Annotated in this window: 15 protein-coding genes and 1 pseudogene; 14 read left to right on the forward strand and 2 right to left on the reverse strand. The window is 70.4% G+C overall.

What is annotated here, in order from left to right:
* Positions 1-13 precede the first annotated feature (13 nt).
* From ACQEVG_RS27995 to ACQEVG_RS28015, 5 genes are all read left to right on the forward strand, one after another.
* Entirely contained in the window at positions 14-376 is a 363-nt protein-coding gene (locus ACQEVG_RS27995) for a YraN family protein (protein WP_432988750.1), read from the forward strand.
* Complete coding sequence (locus ACQEVG_RS28000) at positions 376-1992, forward strand: YifB family Mg chelatase-like AAA ATPase (RefSeq protein ID WP_432988752.1); 1617 nt, start codon at positions 376-378, stop codon at positions 1990-1992. The genes ACQEVG_RS27995 and ACQEVG_RS28000 overlap by 1 nt, the downstream gene beginning before the upstream one ends.
* Positions 1992-3176, forward strand: a complete 1185-nt coding sequence (gene dprA, locus ACQEVG_RS28005; RefSeq protein WP_432988756.1) for a DNA-processing protein DprA — start codon at positions 1992-1994, stop codon at positions 3174-3176. Before ACQEVG_RS28000 ends, dprA begins: the two co-directional genes overlap by 1 nt.
* A gap of 242 nt (positions 3177-3418) precedes the next feature.
* Positions 3419-4255, forward strand: coding sequence for an RNA polymerase sigma factor WhiG (gene whiG / locus ACQEVG_RS28010; RefSeq protein WP_432988759.1), 837 nt, complete (start codon positions 3419-3421; stop codon positions 4253-4255).
* 69 nt (positions 4256-4324) lie between these two features.
* On the forward strand, positions 4325-4882 hold the full coding sequence (locus ACQEVG_RS28015) for a TetR/AcrR family transcriptional regulator (protein ID WP_432992963.1): 558 nt from the start codon (positions 4325-4327) through the stop codon (positions 4880-4882).
* Between the two features lie 235 nt (positions 4883-5117).
* Here ACQEVG_RS28015 and ACQEVG_RS28020 read toward each other — a convergent pair.
* Positions 5118-5696, reverse strand: a pseudogene (locus ACQEVG_RS28020) (M23 family metallopeptidase); the annotation flags it as partial.
* 257 nt (positions 5697-5953) lie between these two features.
* Here ACQEVG_RS28020 and rpsB point away from each other — a divergent pair.
* From rpsB to ACQEVG_RS28065, 9 genes are all read left to right on the forward strand, one after another.
* On the forward strand, positions 5954-6859 hold the full coding sequence (gene rpsB, locus ACQEVG_RS28025; protein ID WP_432988761.1) for a 30S ribosomal protein S2: 906 nt from the start codon (positions 5954-5956) through the stop codon (positions 6857-6859).
* Between the two features lie 107 nt (positions 6860-6966).
* On the forward strand, positions 6967-7803 hold the full coding sequence (tsf, locus tag ACQEVG_RS28030; protein WP_432988764.1) for a translation elongation factor Ts: 837 nt from the start codon (positions 6967-6969) through the stop codon (positions 7801-7803).
* A gap of 161 nt (positions 7804-7964) precedes the next feature.
* Positions 7965-8747, forward strand: a complete 783-nt coding sequence (gene pyrH, locus ACQEVG_RS28035) for a UMP kinase (protein ID WP_432988766.1) — start codon at positions 7965-7967, stop codon at positions 8745-8747.
* A 127-nt stretch (positions 8748-8874) separates the two neighbouring features.
* Positions 8875-9432: a ribosome recycling factor gene (gene frr / locus ACQEVG_RS28040; RefSeq protein ID WP_360875303.1), complete on the forward strand. Its 558-nt coding sequence runs from the start codon at positions 8875-8877 to the stop codon at positions 9430-9432.
* Positions 9432-10550: a phosphatidate cytidylyltransferase gene (locus tag ACQEVG_RS28045; protein ID WP_432988770.1), complete on the forward strand. Its 1119-nt coding sequence runs from the start codon at positions 9432-9434 to the stop codon at positions 10548-10550. The genes frr and ACQEVG_RS28045 overlap by 1 nt, the downstream gene beginning before the upstream one ends.
* A gap of 80 nt (positions 10551-10630) precedes the next feature.
* Positions 10631-11737 carry a 23S rRNA (adenine(2503)-C(2))-methyltransferase RlmN gene (gene rlmN, locus ACQEVG_RS28050; protein WP_432988772.1) on the forward strand — a complete coding sequence of 369 codons (1107 nt, stop codon included), beginning with the start codon at positions 10631-10633 and terminating at the stop codon, positions 11735-11737.
* Positions 11738-11955: 218 nt separating this feature from the next.
* Entirely contained in the window at positions 11956-13050 is a 1095-nt protein-coding gene (locus ACQEVG_RS28055) for a thiamine ABC transporter substrate-binding protein (protein ID WP_432988774.1), read from the forward strand.
* A 62-nt stretch (positions 13051-13112) separates the two neighbouring features.
* A complete protein-coding gene (locus tag ACQEVG_RS28060; protein WP_432988776.1) occupies positions 13113-14726 on the forward strand; it encodes an ABC transporter permease in 1614 nt (537 codons plus the stop codon).
* Complete coding sequence (locus ACQEVG_RS28065; protein ID WP_432988778.1) at positions 14727-15743, forward strand: ABC transporter ATP-binding protein; 1017 nt, start codon at positions 14727-14729, stop codon at positions 15741-15743. It begins immediately after the preceding gene.
* A 16-nt stretch (positions 15744-15759) separates the two neighbouring features.
* Here the strand turns inward: ACQEVG_RS28065 and ACQEVG_RS28070 are convergent, their stop codons facing one another.
* The gene (locus tag ACQEVG_RS28070) at positions 15760-16665 is read right to left on the reverse strand and encodes a hypothetical protein (RefSeq protein ID WP_432988780.1); all 906 of its coding nucleotides are present in this window, start codon (positions 16663-16665) and stop codon (positions 15760-15762) included.
* Positions 16666-16770 lie beyond the last annotated feature (105 nt).

Genomic DNA, 16770 nt, shown 5'->3' on the forward strand with positions numbered 1-16770 from the left:
AGGTGGTGCCGATATGAACGCGACGGGGGCACTGGGGCGGTACGGCGAGGATCTGGCGGCGCGGCTGCTGACCGAGGCCGGCATGACGGTGCTGGCGCGGAACTGGCGCTGTGGGCGGACCGGTGAGATCGACATCGTCGCCCGGGACGGCGACATGGTGGTCGTCTGCGAGGTCAAGACCCGGAGGGCGGGGCAGTTCGAGCATCCGATGGCCGCGATCACGCCGACGAAGGCGGAGCGGCTGAGACGGCTCGCCGAGTGCTGGCTGGAGAAGTCCGGGGGACCGCCGCCGGGCGGGGTGCGCATTGATCTGGTGGGGATTGTGCTGCCCCGACGCGGTGCGCCGCGACTCGAGCATGCGCGGGGGGTGGCCTGATGGGGTTCGCGCGTACGTGTTCTGTGGCGCTGGTGGGCGTCGAGGGGGTGGTGGTCGAGGTCCAGGCGGACCTGGAGCCGGGCGTCGCCGCGTTCACTCTGGTCGGGCTGCCGGACAAGTCTCTGGTGGAGAGCCGGGACCGGGTCAGGGCGGCGGTCGTCAACTCGGGCGGCGAGTGGCCGCAGAAGAAGCTGACCGTGGGGCTCAGCCCGGCGTCCGTGCCCAAAGGGGGAAGTGGATTCGATCTCGCCGTGGCCACGGCAGTGCTCGGCGCGGCGGAGCGCATCGACCCCAAGGACATCGCCGATCTGGTGCTCATCGGGGAACTCGGGCTCGACGGCCGGGTGCGGCCGGTGCGCGGGGTGCTGCCGGCCGTTCTCGCGGCGGCCGAGGCGGGGTACCGGCAGGTGGTCGTCCCCGAGCAGACCGCGGGGGAGGCCGCCCTGGTCCCGGGGATCTCGGTCCTTGGCGTACGCAGCCTTCGGCAGCTCATCGCCGTGCTGACCAATGAACCCGTGCCGACCGAGGAACCGGTCCCCGAGGGCAGCCCCGACCCCATGCTGGCCGGGCTGCTGGTGCCCGGCGCCGGGGTGGGCACCGGGCTGGCGGGGGAGAGCGCGGACGGACCCGACCTGGCCGATGTCGCCGGACAGACCGCGGCACGCACAGCGCTGGAGGTCGCCGCGGCGGGCGGCCACCACCTTCTTCTGCACGGGCCACCGGGCGCGGGCAAGACGATGCTGGCGGAGCGGCTGCCCAGGGTGCTGCCGCCGCTGAGCAGACGGGAGTCCCTGGAGGTCACCGCCGTGCATTCGGTGGCGGGGATCCTGCCCCCGGGCCAGCCCCTGGTGCGCACGCCGCCGTACTGCGCCCCGCACCACTCCGCGACGATGCAGTCGCTCGTCGGCGGGGGGAACGGGCTGCCCAGACCGGGAGCGGTGTCCCTGGCCCATCGGGGTGTGCTCTTTCTCGACGAGACTCCCGAGTTCTCGGGCAAGGCGCTGGACGCCTTGCGGCAGCCGCTGGAGTCGGGGCATGTGGTGGTGGCGCGCAGCGCGGGAGTGGTGCGGCTGCCCGCCCGCTTTCTCATGGTCCTGGCGGCCAACCCCTGCCCCTGTGGGCGGCACACCCTGCACGGGGCCGGGTGCGAGTGCCCGCCGTCGCTGATCCGGCGCTATCAGGCCCGGCTGTCCGGGCCGCTGCTGGACCGGGTCGATCTGCGGGTCGGGGTCGAGCCCGTCACCCGCGGCGACCTGCTGGGCCAGGGGGGCCGGGGTGAGCCGACAGCGGTCGTCGCGGCACGGGTGCGGGAGGCCAGAGAGCGTGCCGCGGCACGGCTGCGGGGCACTCCCTGGACCGTCAACAGCGAGGTGCCGGGCCATGAACTGCGTACGCGGTGGCTGGTCGCCCCCGGGGCGCTGGCCGCGGCCGAACGGGACATGGAGCGCGGGCTCCTCACGGCCCGCGGCATCGACCGGGTGCTGCGGGTGGCATGGACGATCGCGGACCTCGCCGGGCGGGACCGGCCGCAGGCGCACGACGTCGACCTGGCCCTTGAGCTGCGTACGGGCATCTCCCGCGGCGCGCCCATGCCGGTCGGCGCGGGAGGGCCGTGATGGAGGCCGAGCGGGCGGGCGCGGGGGAGCCGGAGCGGATCGCGCGGGCCGCACTGACGCGGGTGATCGAACCGGGCGAAGAGCACGGCGGGCGGTGGCTGCGCGAGTTCGGGGCGAGGGAGCTGATGGCCCGCCTCACCTTGCCGGAGTACTCGGACCACCAGAACGCGGGGCTCGCAGGAATCACTCCGCGGCGGCTCGCGGGCTACCGGATACGGGCGGCGGCGGCCGAACCGCACCGCGATCTGGCCGCGGTCGCCGCCGTCGGCGGTCGCTTCATCTGCCCCGGCGACCAGGAGTGGCCCACCCAGCTCGACGACCTCGGTGACGCCAGACCCATCGGGCTGTGGCTGCGAGGGCGGGCCGACCTGCGCAAATGGGCGCTGCGCTCGGTCGCCGTCGTCGGAGCCAGGGCCTGCACTCCGTACGGGGCGCATATGGCGGCCGGCCTCGCATCGGGGCTCGCGGAACGCGGCTGGGTGGTGGTGTCCGGGGCGGCGTTCGGAGTCGACGGCTCGGCGCATCGTGGCGCGCTGGCCGCCGGCGGTGCCACGGTCGCCGTGCTCGCCTGCGGGGTCGACGTCGTCTATCCGCGCGGCCATGCCGAGTTGATCGGGCGCATCGCGGAACAGGGTCTGGTCATCGGCGAGTTGGCGCCGGGCGACCACCCCACGCGCAGCAGATTCATCATGCGGAACCGGGTGATCGCCGCGCTGACCAGGGGCACCGTCGTCGTCGAGGCCGAGTACCGCAGCGGTTCGCTGGTCACGGCGCGCAGCGCTCAGCAGCTGGGACGCTTCACAATGGGTGTCCCGGGGCCGGTCACCAGCGGTCTCTCGGCCGGGGTGCACGAACTCCTGCGCGGGGAGGGTGTGCTGGTCACCGACGCCGCCGAAGTGGCCGAGCTGGTCGGCAACATCGGCGACCTCGCGCCGGACCGGCGGGGCCCGGTGCTTCCCAGGGATCTGCTGGATCCCGTCAGTGCACGGGTTCTTGAGGCACTGCCGGCCCGCGGCGCCGCCGGCGGCGACCAGGTCGCCCGTGGCGCCGGGACGACGACCGACGAGGCGCTCGGCAGGCTGTACGAACTGCACTCGCTGGGGTTCGTCGAACGGCACGGGGACGGCTGGCAGTTGACGTACAGCCCGAGCCGCGGTTCGAACGCGCGGCGAGGCGGTCCTTGACCTGGGGCATTCGGGTGAAAAGGTGATGCCGATGACCTTTGCAGGCCGCTCGGCGACGCCTCGGGGCCGGCGCGCGCGGCGTCGGCCCCGGTTCGAAGGTGTGGGCGAGGGCGGATACCCGCAGAGGTGCGTTCCCTCGTCCTTCGCCCACCGCAACACCACAGTCACGCTACGCTCACCAGGTTCCCGGCCCAGACGCTCGTCCCTCTCCCCCCTCACAGCAGAACGGCTCAAGGCAACGCATGCCCCAGCACACCTCCGGGTCTGACCGCGCGGCAGTGCCCCTCGCTGCCCGTGGCACCGTGCGGCCCCCCGCTCCCTCGTCGCTGGACGAGTTGTGGCGGTCGTACAAGGCCACGGGTGACGAGCGGCTGCGAGAGCAGTTGATCCTTCACTATTCGCCGCTGGTGAAGTACGTCGCGGGCCGGGTGAGCGTGGGGCTTCCGTCCAATGTTGAACAAGCGGACTTCGTCTCCTCCGGAGTCTTCGGACTCATTGACGCCATCGAGAAGTTCGACATCGACCGGGCGATCAAGTTCGAGACGTACGCGATCACCCGGATCCGTGGCGCGATGATCGACGAACTCCGTGCGCTGGACTGGATCCCACGCTCCGTGCGGCAGAAGGCCAGGGCCGTGGAGCGCGCCTATGCCACGCTGGAGGCGCAGTTGCGGCGTACGCCCTCGGAGTGCGAGGTCGCCCAGGAGATGGGGATCGCGGTCGACGAACTGCACGCGGTTTTCAGCCAGTTGTCGCTGGCGAACGTCGTGGCCCTGGAGGAGCTGCTGCATGTCGGCGGCGAGGGCGGCGACCGGCTCAGCCTGATGGACACGCTCGAGGACACCGCCGCCGACAACCCCGTCGAGGTGGCCGAGGACCGGGAGCTGCGCCGGCTGCTCGCCCGCGCCATCAACACCCTCCCGGAGCGCGAGAAGACCGTCGTCACCCTCTATTACTACGAGGGCCTGACCCTCGCCGAGATCGGCAATGTCCTCGGCGTCACGGAGAGCAGGGTCAGCCAGATCCATACAAAGTCGGTGCTCCAGCTGCGGGCGAAGCTGGCCGACGTCGGCCGCTGAGCCGAATCGTGCCTGCTTCAACCACGGCATCCGTACAGTGGAGGCGTGCCCAGGATTCGAGCGGCCTCCGTGGCCGAGCACCGGACGATGCAGCGCGGCGCCCTGCTGGACGCCGCGCGTTCCCTGCTGTCCGAGGGCGGCACGGAGGCGCTGACGTTCCCCGCCCTCGCCGAGCGCACGGGCCTGGCCAGGTCCTCCGTCTACGAGTACTTCCGCTCGCGCGCCGCGGTCGTCGAGGAGCTCTGCGCGGTCGACTTCCCCGTCTGGGCGGCGGAGGTCGAGACCGCGATGCAGATGGCGGACACGGCCGAGGGCAAGGTCGAGGCGTATGTACGCAAGCAGCTGGAGCTCGTCCGGGACCGGCGCCACCGGGCCGTCGTCGCGATCTCCGCGAGTGAGCTGGACGCCGGGGCGCGGGAGAAGATCCGTGCCGCGCACGGCGGGCTGATCGCGATGATCGTGGAGGCACTCGGCGAGCTGGGCCAGGACCAGCCCCGGCTGGCGGCGATGCTGCTGCAGGGCGTGGTGGACGCGGCGGTGCGGCGCATCGAACTCGGCGCGGCCGAGGACCCGTCGGCGATCGCGGACACGGCCGTGGCCATGGCACTCCGAGGCGTCCGCGCCTGACCCTGCGGCCCGCCGCGCCCCTTCGGCGCCGCGCACGGTGCCCCTGTCGTTCCCTTCGCTCCGGCGTACGCCGCGGCGCACGCGCGACACGCTGTGCCGGGCCGGTCGCGTCCCGTGCGCGGCGGAGTTCACGGTGGGCCACCGCGGTCGGGAGCAGGAGCAGTGCCGCGAACAGCGCTCCACCCGCGCTCGCGAGTGCCGGGGCGGGGGCCGGAGCGCGGGCCGGCTCCAGTGGCGGGACGCCGAAGACCGGCAGCAGACGGGACGGCGCGCGGTGCAGCAGCCAGGGCGGTAGCAGGGAGAGCGGGTCCAGATACTCCGCCGCGCGCAGCAGACCCCAGTGCAGGCACCCGGAGGCGCAGTGCGAAGACCCGGGCTCGACGGTTGCCACCACCTGGCCCGCGCTCACGTCCGCGCCCACGGGGAGCAGCGGGCGGACCGGTTCGTATGTGGTGCGCAGCGGTGGGTCACCCGTACCGGTGAGGGTCAGGGTGAGCACCCCACGGCCCGCGACCGGACCCGCGAAGGAAATCCGGCCCGGCGCGGCCGCCCGCACCGCCGTGCCCGGCGGCGCCGGAAGATCCACTCCGCGGTGGCCGGGACCGTACGCCGAATCGGGCGGCTCCCAGCCTCGTACGACGACCGGGCGCGGCGGCCCCACGGGCCAGCTCCGGTCGGCGGAGTCGTCGGCCCGGGCGGGCGCGGTACTCACCCAGAGCAGGGACAGCGGCAGTAACAGCAGCAGGGACAGGAGCAGCGGCGGATCCAGGGACAGAACCCGGGACGGAGACAGAGAGAGAAGGCGGCGGTACATGCACCGACCGTCCCGCACGACCCCTCACCCGAGTGGATCATGGTCCCGATCTGTGGAGTACCGACCGGTTGTGGACAGCGCCGTCACCCGACACCGCGCCGGTCCCGTACACTTCTTCTGGCGATCCGGGTCACCGGGTCGACTTCGCACGCCCCGCCACCACATCCTCTTCAGGTCGGTGGCCGCGCTCCTCGGTCCCTTGTGGCACGGCGCGTCGGGGCGTCAGGACATAACCGAGAATCCAAGGAGATACGGCCATGGCCGTCGTCACGATGCGGGAGCTGCTGGAAAGCGGCGTCCACTTCGGTCACCAGACCCGTCGTTGGAACCCGAAGATGAAGCGCTTCATCTTCACGGAGCGCAACGGCATCTACATCATCGACCTGCTCCAGTCGCTGTCGTACATCGACCGCGCCTACGAGTTCGTCAAGGAGACCGTCGCCCACGGCGGCTCCATCATGTTCGTCGGCACCAAGAAGCAGGCCCAGGAGGCCATCGCCGAGCAGGCGACGCGCGTTGGTATGCCGTACGTCAACCAGCGTTGGCTGGGCGGCATGCTCACCAACTTCTCCACCGTCTACAAGCGCCTTCAGCGTCTGAAGGAGCTCGAGCAGATCGACTTCGAGGATGTGGCCGCGTCCGGCCTCACCAAGAAGGAGCTCCTGGTCCTCTCCCGCGAGAAGGCCAAGCTGGAGAAGACCCTCGGTGGTATCCGCGAGATGCAGAAGGTGCCGAGCGCCGTCTGGATCGTCGACACCAAGAAGGAGCACATCGCCGTTGGTGAGGCGCGCAAGCTCCACATCCCGGTCGTCGCGATCCTGGACACCAACTGCGACCCCGACGAGGTCGACTACAAGATCCCGGGCAACGACGACGCGATCCGCTCCGTCACCCTGCTCACCCGCGTGATCGCCGACGCCGTCGCCGAGGGCCTCATCGCCCGCTCCGGCGTCGCCACCGGTGACTCCAAGCCGGGCGAGAAGGCCGCCGGCGAGCCGCTCGCCGAGTGGGAGCGCGACCTCCTCGAGGGCGAGAAGAAGGCCGACGACGCCGAGGCTCCGGCCGCCGCCGAGGCCGAGAAGCCGGCCGAGGCCGCTACTGAGGCTCCGGCCGTCGAGGCCCCGGCTGCCGAGGCGCCGGCCGCGGACGCCGAGCAGGCCTGACCTCACAGGTTCGGTAGTTGACGGCGGGGGGCGGTGCCACAAGCACCGGCCCCCGCCGCTCACCCGTAGATCTTCGACTTTCGACTTTCGAGAGAGATTCAAAGGACATGGCGAACTACACCGCCGCTGACGTCAAGAAGCTCCGCGAGCTTACCGGCGCCGGCATGATGGACTGCAAGAAGGCGCTGGACGAGGCCGAGGGCAACGTCGACAAGGCCGTCGAGGCGCTGCGCATCAAGGGCCAGAAGGGTGTGGCCAAGCGCGAGGGCCGCTCCGCCGAGAACGGCGCCGTCGTCTCCCTGATCGCCGACGACAACACCTCCGGTGTCATCGTCGAGCTGAAGTGCGAGACGGACTTCGTCGCCAAGGGCGACAAGTTCCAGGCCGTCGCGGGCGCGCTCGCCGCGCACGTCGCCGCCACCACCCCGGCCGACCTCGACGCGCTGCTCGCCTCCGAGATCGAGGCCGGCAAGACCGTCCAGGCGTACGTCGACGAGGCCAACGCCAACCTCGGCGAGAAGATCGTCCTGGACCGCTTCGCGCAGTTCTCCGGTGCCTATGTCACGGCGTACATGCACCGCACCATGCCCGACCTCCCGCCGCAGATCGGTGTTCTTGTCGAGCTCGACAAGGAGAACGCCGAGGTCGCCAAGGGCGTCGCGCAGCACATCGCCGCCTTCGCGCCGAAGTACCTCTCCCGCGAGGACGTCCCGGCCGAGGTCGTCGAGACCGAGCGCCGTGTCGCCGAGGAGACCACGCGCGCCGAGGGCAAGCCCGAGGCCGCCCTCCCGAAGATCGTCGAGGGGCGTGTCAACGGCTTCTTCAAGGAGGCCACCCTCCTTGGTCAGCCGTACGCGCTCGACAACAAGAAGTCCGTCCAGCAGATCCTGGACGAGGCCGGTGTCAGCCTGAAGCGCTTCGCGCGCATCAAGGTCGGCATCTGAGCCGGTACGCGATCGACGCCGGAGCCCGCTAGGGTTCCTTACGCAGTCGCCGGTCGCACTCGCACCGGACGACCGCAGATCTGACGAGGAGGCCATTGCCGACAGGGACACCAAACACCCCACGGCGATGGCCTTCTTCGTATGTGCACGAGGAGATCCCCATGAACAAGGGCGCGGACGCCAATCAGGCTGCCGACGACAAGAGCGACCACGACGCCAAGAACGCCGGGCGCTTCATGCTGAAGCTGTCCGGTGAGGCCTTCGCCGGCGGCGGCGGACTCGGCGTCGACCCCGACGTCGTACACGCCATCGCGCGCGAGATCGCCGCGGTCGTCCGCGACGGCGCCGAGATCGCGGTCGTCATCGGCGGCGGCAACTTCTTCCGCGGGGCCGAGCTCCAGCAGCGCGGGATGGACCGGGCCCGCTCCGACTACATGGGCATGCTCGGCACGGTGATGAACTGCCTCGCCCTCCAGGACTTCCTGGAGAAGGAGGGCATCGACTCCCGCGTCCAGACCGCCATCACGATGGGGCAGGTCGCGGAGCCGTACATCCCGCTGCGTGCGGTACGGCACCTGGAGAAGGGCCGGGTCGTCATCTTCGGCGCCGGTATGGGGATGCCGTACTTCTCCACCGACACCACCGCGGCGCAGCGCGCACTGGAGATCGACGCCGAGGCCCTGCTGATGGGCAAGAACGGCGTCGACGGGGTCTATGACTCCGACCCCAAGACCAACCCCGACGCGGTGAAGTTCGACGCGCTGGAGTACGGCGAGGTGCTCTCCCGCAACCTCAAGGTCGCCGACGCCACCGCCATCACGCTCTGCCGCGACAACGCTCTTCCGATCCTCGTCTTCGAACTGCTCACCGAGGGCAATATCGCTCGGGCCGTCAAGGGTGAGAAGATCGGCACGCTCGTGAGCGACCAGGGCACCAGGGCCTGACCCGGGGGACGTCCCTCGAGGGATGGACAAAGTCCTGCCGGTCGGACACCGTGCAGGGAAAGACGCGACGCAGGTTCCGCCGGCCCAGTCGAACGCCGGGCCTACTCAAGACACGCAGGAGCAAGTGGTGATCGAAGAGACCCTCCTCGAGGCCGAGGAGAAGATGGAGAAGGCCGTCCTGGTCGCCAAGGATGACTTCGCCGCGATCCGCACCGGACGTGCGCACCCGGCGATGTTCAACAAGATCGTGGCGGACTACTACGGTGCGCTGACCCCGATCAACCAGCTGGCCTCTTTCTCGGTGCCCGAGGCGCGGATGGCCGTGGTGACCCCGTTCGACAAGAGCGCGCTGCGCAATATCGAGCAGGCGATCCGTGACTCCGACCTCGGCGTCAACCCGAGCAACGACGGCAATATCATCCGGGTGGTCTTCCCGGAGCTGACGCAGGACCGCCGCAAGGAGTTCATCAAGGTCGCCAAGACCAAGGCCGAGGACTCCAAGATCTCGATCCGCTCCGTGCGCCGCAAGGCGAAGGAGACGATCGACAAGTTCATCAAGGACGGCGAGGTCGGCGAGGACGAGGGCCGTCGCGCCGAGAAGGAGCTCGACGACACCACCGCGAAGTACGTCTCGCAGGTGGACGAGCTGCTCAAGCACAAGGAAGCCGAGCTGCTCGAGGTCTGATGAACGACTCTTCCTGGGGGGCCCCGCCGAGAGCCGGTTACTGGGGGCCGCCCGACCAGGGGCCTGCCCCGGCGGGTCCCGCATACGATGAGCATGACGCACAGCAGACTCGGCCCATGCCCATCGTGCCGGACTTTCCCGACGCAGGTAGAGACGCCGAAGACCGTAACGACCGCGACCAGAGCGACCACAGCAGCGATCGCGACCGGGGGGCTGCTCGGCTGAGTGGCCCCCTGTTCCGCGACGAGATTCCGCAGGAGCCCATGCCCACCCCGCCGCCGGCGTCCGAGCCGCCGCAGAAGAAGCGGGCCGGCCGTGATCTGCGCGCGGCCATAGGGGTCGGCGTCGGGCTCGGCGTGGTGATCGTGGCGTCCCTCTTCGTCGTCAAGGCCGTGTTCGTCGGCGTGATAGCGGTCGCCGTCGTGGTGGGCCTGTGGGAACTCACCTCGCGGCTCGAGGAGCGCAAGCAGATCAAGGCTCCGCTGGTGCCGCTCGCGGTCGGCGGGGCGGCGATGGTGGTCGCCGGGTATGTGCGCGGTGCGGAGGGCGCCTGGGTCGCGATGGCGCTCACGGCGCTCGCGGTGCTGGTCTGGCGGATGACGGAACCCCCCGAGGGCTATCTCAAGGACGTCACGGCGGGCGTCTTCGCGGCGTTCTACGTTCCCTTCCTGGCGACGTTCGTCGCGATGATGCTCACGGCGAACGACGGGCCGCAGCGGGTGCTCACCTTCCTGGTGCTGACGGTGGTCAGCGACACGGGTGCGTACGCCGTCGGCTGGCGCTTCGGGAAGCACAAGCTCGCTCCCCGCATCAGTCCGGGAAAGACCAGGGAAGGTCTGCTCGGCGCAGTGGCGTTCGCGATGGTGGCGGGCGCGCTGTGCATGCAGTTCGTCATCGACGACGGCACCTGGTGGCAGGGCCTGCTGCTCGGCCTCGCGGTCGCGGTCAGCGCGACGCTTGGCGACCTGGGCGAGTCGATGATCAAGCGGGACCTGGGCATCAAGGACATGGGCACGCTGCTGCCGGGGCATGGCGGCATCATGGACCGGCTGGACTCGCTGCTGCCCACGGCTCCGGTCGTGTGGCTGCTGATGGTGATCTTTGTAGGTAGCGGCTGACCTGCGCGTTTATGCGTCAGGGGCTGGTTGTCCACAGGGCGGCCGGCCCCTCTTCGTATCTCTGCGACACTGGTGGGACCATGCCCAAGCCCGGAGAACTCACTTTCGTCGCGCCCCGCGGAGCCAAGAAGCCGCCGCGGCACCTCGCCGACCTCACGCCCGCCGAGCGCAAGGACGCCGTGGCCGCGATCGGCGAGAAGCCGTTCCGCGCCAAGCAGCTCTCGCAGCACTACTTCGCGCGGTACGCCCACGACCCCGCCCAGTGGACCGACATCCCCGCGACCGCGCGGGAGAAGCTCGCCACTGAGCTGCTGCCCGATCTGATGTCCGTCGTACGGCACATCTCGTGCGACGACGACACCACCCGCAAGACCCTGTGGCGCCTGCACGACGGCACCCTCGTCGAGTCCGTGCTCATGCGCTACCCGGACCGGGTGACCATGTGCATCTCGTCGCAGGCCGGCTGCGGGATGAACTGTCCCTTCTGCGCCACCGGGCAGGCCGGGCTCGACCGCAATCTGTCGACCGCCGAGATCGTGCACCAGATCGTCGACGGCATGCGCGCCCTGCGCGACGGCGAGGTTCCGGGAGGGCCTGCGCGGCTGTCCAACATCGTCTTCATGGGCATGGGCGAGCCGCTCGCCAACTACAAGCGCGTCGTCGGCTCCATCCGCCGGGTCACCGACCCCGAGCCGGATGGCCTCGGGCTCTCGCAGCGCGGGATCACCGTCTCCACCGTCGGCCTCGTGCCCGCGATGCTGCGCTTCGCCGACGAGGGCTTCAAGTGCCGTCTCGCCGTCTCGCTGCACGCGCCGGACGACGAGCTGCGCGACACCCTGGTCCCGGTCAACACGCGCTGGAAGGTGCGGGAGGTGCTGGACGCCGCATGGGAGTACGCGGAGAAGTCGGGCCGCCGCATCTCCATCGAGTACGCGCTGATCAGGGACATCAATGACCAGGCGTGGCGGGGCGATCTACTGGGACGCATGCTCAAGGGCAAGCGGGTCCATGTGAACCTGATCCCGCTCAACCCGACGCCCGGGTCGAAGTGGACGGCATCCCGTCCCGAGGACGAGAAGGCGTTCGTGGAGGCCATCGCGGCCCACGGCGTGCCCGTGACCGTACGGGACACCCGTGGCCAGGAGATCGACGGAGCGTGCGGACAGCTGGCCGCCACCGAGCGCTGACCTAGTAACCTGGCCTCGAAACATCTGCATATTCCGACAGGGGAGCGCCACAGCGCTGAGAGTGCGGTGCCAGTCAGACCGCAGACCCTCTGAACCTTGCCCAGGTCATTCTGGGTAGGAAGTTCGGTCGTTACTCAAGCTGTTGCGCCCTGCCCGGATCCTGCCTCAGGACCGGGCAGGGCCGCGTCTCTTCCTGGTCATCTCCAGGAGGAATCTCAGTGAGCACCACCAAGAAGATCACGGTCACGGCGCTCGCCGCGGCCCTGGGCGTCAGTACGCTCGCGGCCTGCGGCAGCGAGGAGGCCAAGGGCTCCGCGTCCGACCGCCCGAAGCAGAAGACCGTGACGCTGGTCAGCCATGACTCGTTCGTCGCCTCCGCGTCCGTACTGAAGGAGTTCACCAAGGAGACCGGTTACACGGTCAAGGTGCTCAAGAGCGGTGACGCGGGCGCCGCCCTCAACAAGGAGATCCTCACCAAGGGCTCTCCGCAGGGCGATGTCTTCTTCGGCGTCGACAACACCCTGCTCTCACGCGCCCTCGACAACGGCCTGTTCACTCCGCACGAGGCCAAGGGCCTGGCCCAGGTGCCCGACGAGGTGCAGCTCGACAAGGACAAGCACCGTGTCACGCCCGTCGACACCGGCGACATCTGCGTCAACTACGACAAGAAGTACTTCGCCGACATGAAGCTGGCCCCGCCGCAGTCCTTCGACGACCTGATCAAGCCCGAGTACAAGAACCTGCTGGTCACGGAGAATGCCGCGACCTCTTCGCCCGGTCTCGGCTTCCTGCTCGGCTCGGTCGGCAAGTACGGCGACGACGGCTGGCAGGACTACTGGAAGAAGCTGAAGGCCAACGGCGTCAAGGTCGTCGACGGCTGGGAGCAGGCGTACAACGAGGAGTTCTCCGGATCGGCGGGCGGCAAGAAGGCCAAGGCGGACCGGCCGCTGGTCGTCTCGTACGCATCCAGCCCGCCCGCGGAGGTGCTCTTCGCCAAGCCGCAGCCGGCCCAGGCGCCCACCGGCGTCGCGACCGGAACCTGCTTCCGCCAGACCGAGTTCGCCGGTCTCCTCAAGGGTGCCAAGAACGAGGATGGCGGCAAGGCACTGCTGGACTTCCTGATCTCCAAGCAGTTCCAGGAGGACATGCCGCTCAACATGTTCGTCAACCCGGTGGTGAAGGGGGCGAAGGTGCCCGAGCTGTTCACCAAGTTCGGCGCGGTCGTCGACAAGCCGGAGACCGTCGCTCCCGACAAGATCGCCAAGAACCGTGAGCAGTGGGTCCAGTCATGGTCCTCGCTCGTAGTGAAGTAACGAAGTCCGTCCGCGGGAGCACGCGGGGCGCGCTCCGCGGGAACGCGGCGCGGCTCGGGCTGATGGCTGTGCCCGTCGCGTTCTTCGCGGTCTTCTTCGCCTATCCCGTCAGCGCGATCGTCGGCCGTGGCCTCCAGATCGACGGAGTGTGGCAGTTCGGGCGGATCGGCGAGGTGCTGGGCCGCGCAGACATCCGGCACGTGCTGTGGTTCACCACCTGGCAGGCGCTCGCCTCGACGGCGCTCACCCTGCTGATCGCGCTGCCCGGCGCGTATGTCTTCGCCCGCCTCGACTTTCCCTTCAAGCGGCTGCTGCGCGCGGTGGTCACCGTTCCGTTCGTGTTGCCGACCGTCGTCGTCGGGACGGCGTTCCTGGCGCTCCTCGGACGTGGCGGGCTGCTCGACGAGCTGTGGGGCATCAGGCTCGACACCACGGTGTGGGCGATTCTGCTCGCGCACGTCTTCTTCAACTACGCAGTGGTCGTACGGACCGTGGGCGGTCTGTGGTCGCAGCTCGACCCGCGGCAGGAGGAGGCCGCCCGGGTGCTCGGCGCCGGGCGGTTCGCCGCCTGGCGAAGGGTGACCCTGCCGGCGCTCGGGCCGGCCGTCGCCGCTGCCGCGGTGATGGTCTTCCTCTTCACCTTCACCTCCTTCGGCGTCGTACAGATTCTCGGCGGGCCGACCTTCGCCACGCTCGAGGTGGAGATCTACCGGCAGACCGCCCAGCTGCTGGATCTGTCCACGGCGGCGGTGCTCTCCCTGCTGCAGTTCGCCGCGGTCGGAGCCATCCTCGCCGTGCACGCCCGGACGGTGCGGCGGCGGGAGACCATGCTGAAGCTGGTGGACCCGGCGGGGACCGCGCGGCGTCCGCGCGGTGCGGGCCAGTGGACGCTGCTCGGCGGCGTACTCGGCACGATCCTGCTGCTGGTGCTCGTACCGCTAGGCGTCCTGGTCGAGCGCTCGCTCGACGGGCCCGGCGGCTACGGCTTCGGCTACTTCCGGGCGCTCACCTCCAGCGACGCGAGCGGCGGCACGTTCCTCGTACCGCCGATCGAGGCCGTGGCGAACTCGCTGCAGTACGCACTGGTCGCGACCGGCATCGCGCTGGCCGTCGGCGGACTCGCCGCAGCCGCGCTCACGCGGCGGGCCGGGGGGCTGGTGCGCGGCTTCGACGCACTGCTGATGCTGCCGCTCGGGGTGTCCGCCGTGACCGTGGGCTTCGGTTTTCTGATCACGCTCGACAAGCCGCCGCTCGATCTGCGGGCCTCGTGGATCCTGGTGCCGCTCGCCCAGGCGCTGGTCGGCGTCCCCTTCGTCGTACGTACGATGCTGCCCGTCCTGCGGGCAGTGGACGAGCGGCTGCGCGAGGCCGCGGCGGTGCTCGGTGCGTCGCCGCTACGGGTGTGGCGGGAGGTCGACCTGCCGATGGTGCGACGGGCGCTGCTGGTCGCCGCCGGGTTCGCCTTCGCCGTGTCGCTGGGCGAGTTCGGCGCGACCGTCTTCATCGCCAGGCCCGACAATCCGACGCTGCCGGTCGCCGTGGCTCGACTGCTCGGCCGTCCCGGTGAGCTCAACTACGGTCAGGCGATGGCCCTTTCAACCATCCTGATGGTTGTCTGCGCGGCCGCGCTGCTGCTGCTCGAACGTATCCGGCCCGACCGTTCAGGGGAGTTCTAGATGCTGATGCTGCAGCACGCGACCGTACAGTTCGGGGACAGGTCGGCGCTCGACGCGGTGGACCTGGAGGTCGCCGACCACGAGATCGTGTGCGTGCTGGGCCCCAGCGGCAGCGGCAAGTCCACGCTGCTGCGCGCCGTCGCCGGACTGCAGCGCCTGGACAGCGGCCGGGTGCTGCTCGGTGGCGCCGACCAGGCGGGAGTGGGCGTGCACCGGCGCGGAGTGGGCCTGATGTTCCAGGACCACCAGCTCTTCCCGCAGCGCGACGTGGGCGGCAATGTGGCTTTTGGACTGCGTATGCGCGGCATGGGCCGACGCGAACAGGCCGACCGGGTCGGCGAGTTGCTGGAGCTGGTCGGGCTGCCCGGCGGGCAGCGCCGGGCCGTGGCCTCGCTCTCCGGCGGCGAGCAGCAGCGGGTTGCGCTGGCCAGGGCGCTCGCGCCCGAGCCCCGGCTGCTGATGCTGGACGAGCCGCTCGGCCAGCTGGACCGGGGTCTGCGCGAACGCCTCGTCGTCGAACTGCGCGAGCTCTTCGGACGGTTGGGCACCACCGTCCTCGCCGTCACCCACGACCAGGGCGAGGCCTTCGCGCTCGCCGACCGGGTGGTCGTCATGCGCGAGGGCCGGATCGCCCAGGCGGGCACACCGCTCGACGTCTGGCAGCGGCCCGCGTCGGCGTTCGTGGCGCGCTTCCTCGGCTTCGACAATGTGGTGGCGGCGACGGTGAGCGGTGCCGCGGCGGACACGGTGTGGGGCAAGATCCCGGTGCCGGACGGTGCCCGGCAGGGCGAGTGCCAGGTGCTGGTCAGGCCCGCGGGCGTAGGGCTCGGGGACGCCGCGGAGGGGCTGCCCTGCACGGTCGAAGGGCTTACGTTCCGGGGCAACCACGTCGCGGTACGGCTGCGGCCCGCCGATGGGCCGATGCTGGAGGCGGAGTGCTCCCTGCGGGACGCGCCGCTGGAGGGGGCGCTGGTCGGGGTGACCTTCGCCGCCGACGACGTGGTGGTGCTGGACTGACCGGCTCAGGGAACGGTCAGGGAACAGTGACGATGAGCAGCTGGCCGTGCGCGGTCAGGGGCTGGGCGTCGACCAGACTGCTCACCCAGCTGACGACGGCGTACCGCCCCGAGCGCATCGGCATCCGCAACGTCACCTCCCGGCCCGGCGAGAGCGGCGGAGTGCCGAGCGCGCCCGCGAAGTCGAACGGCGGGACGCTCGTCTCACCCTTGAAGAACGCCACAATGTCCGCCTCGGTGACCGAGTCGTCGTCGATGGGATAGAAGCGAGCCTCGTCGACGTGCTCGCGCATGGCATTCACATAGCGGAGGGGCTGCTCGGAAAGGACCCGGCCGCTCAGCGCGAAGCGCGGGGCACCGCCCGCGGATTCGAGGGCCGTCACCGTGCCGCTTGGGCGCGGCGGCCTGCTGTCGGACTCGGGCGCCCGGACCGTGAGCGGACGTAGGTACTCCTCTCCCGGCTGCGGATTTCGGCCGAGCGCGCCCGCGAAGTCCAGGTATTCGAGTACGAGATAGCTGCCCGGCCTCAGCCGCAGCGTGAAGTCGGAATCCGCGCCGGGGTGGGGTGCCGCGCCGCCCAACTGGTCGGCGGTGGCCATCAGTTCCCGGGACGCCTGGATGACGGCCGCCGGTTCCTCGGCGGCGAACACCTGCCGCAACCGGGCACGGAACTCGGCCTCGGTCGCCCCGTCGCGCAGCTTGGCGATGCCGACGGTGCCGGTGCGCGGGCTGGTGGTCCGGACGCGGAAGGTCACGGTCCCCGCCCGGGCGGTCGCCGGGGAGACGAACCCGTCCTCGCCGGTGACGATCTGCAGCGGCCCGCGTTGCTGTTCGGGTTCTGACACCTCCGGCAACGCGGCCCCGGTGAGCGCCGCCATGCCCGCCGCCGCCCCGGCGGCCAATACACCCCGTCTGTTCCACATCCGGATCCCCCACCCCTTTGGTTGGCGTACACGCGCCGGTGTACACAGGGCACCCAGTGAAGCCCCCTCCGGCAGGGGAAGGAAGGCCGCCACGGGGCGGGTCGG

Source organism: Streptomyces sp. CA-135486, assembly GCF_050936555.1.
Classification (GTDB): Bacteria; Actinomycetota; Actinomycetes; order Streptomycetales; family Streptomycetaceae; genus Streptomyces.

Excerpts from the sequence above, each read along its gene's own strand:
- pyrH (WP_432988766.1), top strand. The coding sequence starts at position 7,965 with ATGAACAAGGGCGCGGACGCCAATCAGGCTGCCGACGACAAGAGCGAC.
- ACQEVG_RS28000 (WP_432988752.1), top strand. The coding sequence starts at position 376 with ATGGGGTTCGCGCGTACGTGTTCTGTGGCGCTGGTGGGCGTCGAGGGG.
- ACQEVG_RS27995 (WP_432988750.1), top strand. The coding sequence starts at position 14 with ATGAACGCGACGGGGGCACTGGGGCGGTACGGCGAGGATCTGGCGGCG.
- ACQEVG_RS28070 (WP_432988780.1), bottom strand. The coding sequence starts at position 16,665 with ATGTGGAACAGACGGGGTGTATTGGCCGCCGGGGCGGCGGCGGGCATG.
- rpsB (WP_432988761.1), top strand. The coding sequence starts at position 5,954 with ATGGCCGTCGTCACGATGCGGGAGCTGCTGGAAAGCGGCGTCCACTTC.
- ACQEVG_RS28045 (WP_432988770.1), top strand. The coding sequence starts at position 9,432 with ATGAACGACTCTTCCTGGGGGGCCCCGCCGAGAGCCGGTTACTGGGGG.
- ACQEVG_RS28060 (WP_432988776.1), top strand. The coding sequence starts at position 13,113 with ATGGCTGTGCCCGTCGCGTTCTTCGCGGTCTTCTTCGCCTATCCCGTC.
- whiG (WP_432988759.1), top strand. The coding sequence starts at position 3,419 with ATGCCCCAGCACACCTCCGGGTCTGACCGCGCGGCAGTGCCCCTCGCT.
- rlmN (WP_432988772.1), top strand. The coding sequence starts at position 10,631 with ATGCCCAAGCCCGGAGAACTCACTTTCGTCGCGCCCCGCGGAGCCAAG.
- ACQEVG_RS28065 (WP_432988778.1), top strand. The coding sequence starts at position 14,727 with ATGCTGATGCTGCAGCACGCGACCGTACAGTTCGGGGACAGGTCGGCG.
- tsf (WP_432988764.1), top strand. The coding sequence starts at position 6,967 with ATGGCGAACTACACCGCCGCTGACGTCAAGAAGCTCCGCGAGCTTACC.
- dprA (WP_432988756.1), top strand. The coding sequence starts at position 1,992 with ATGGAGGCCGAGCGGGCGGGCGCGGGGGAGCCGGAGCGGATCGCGCGG.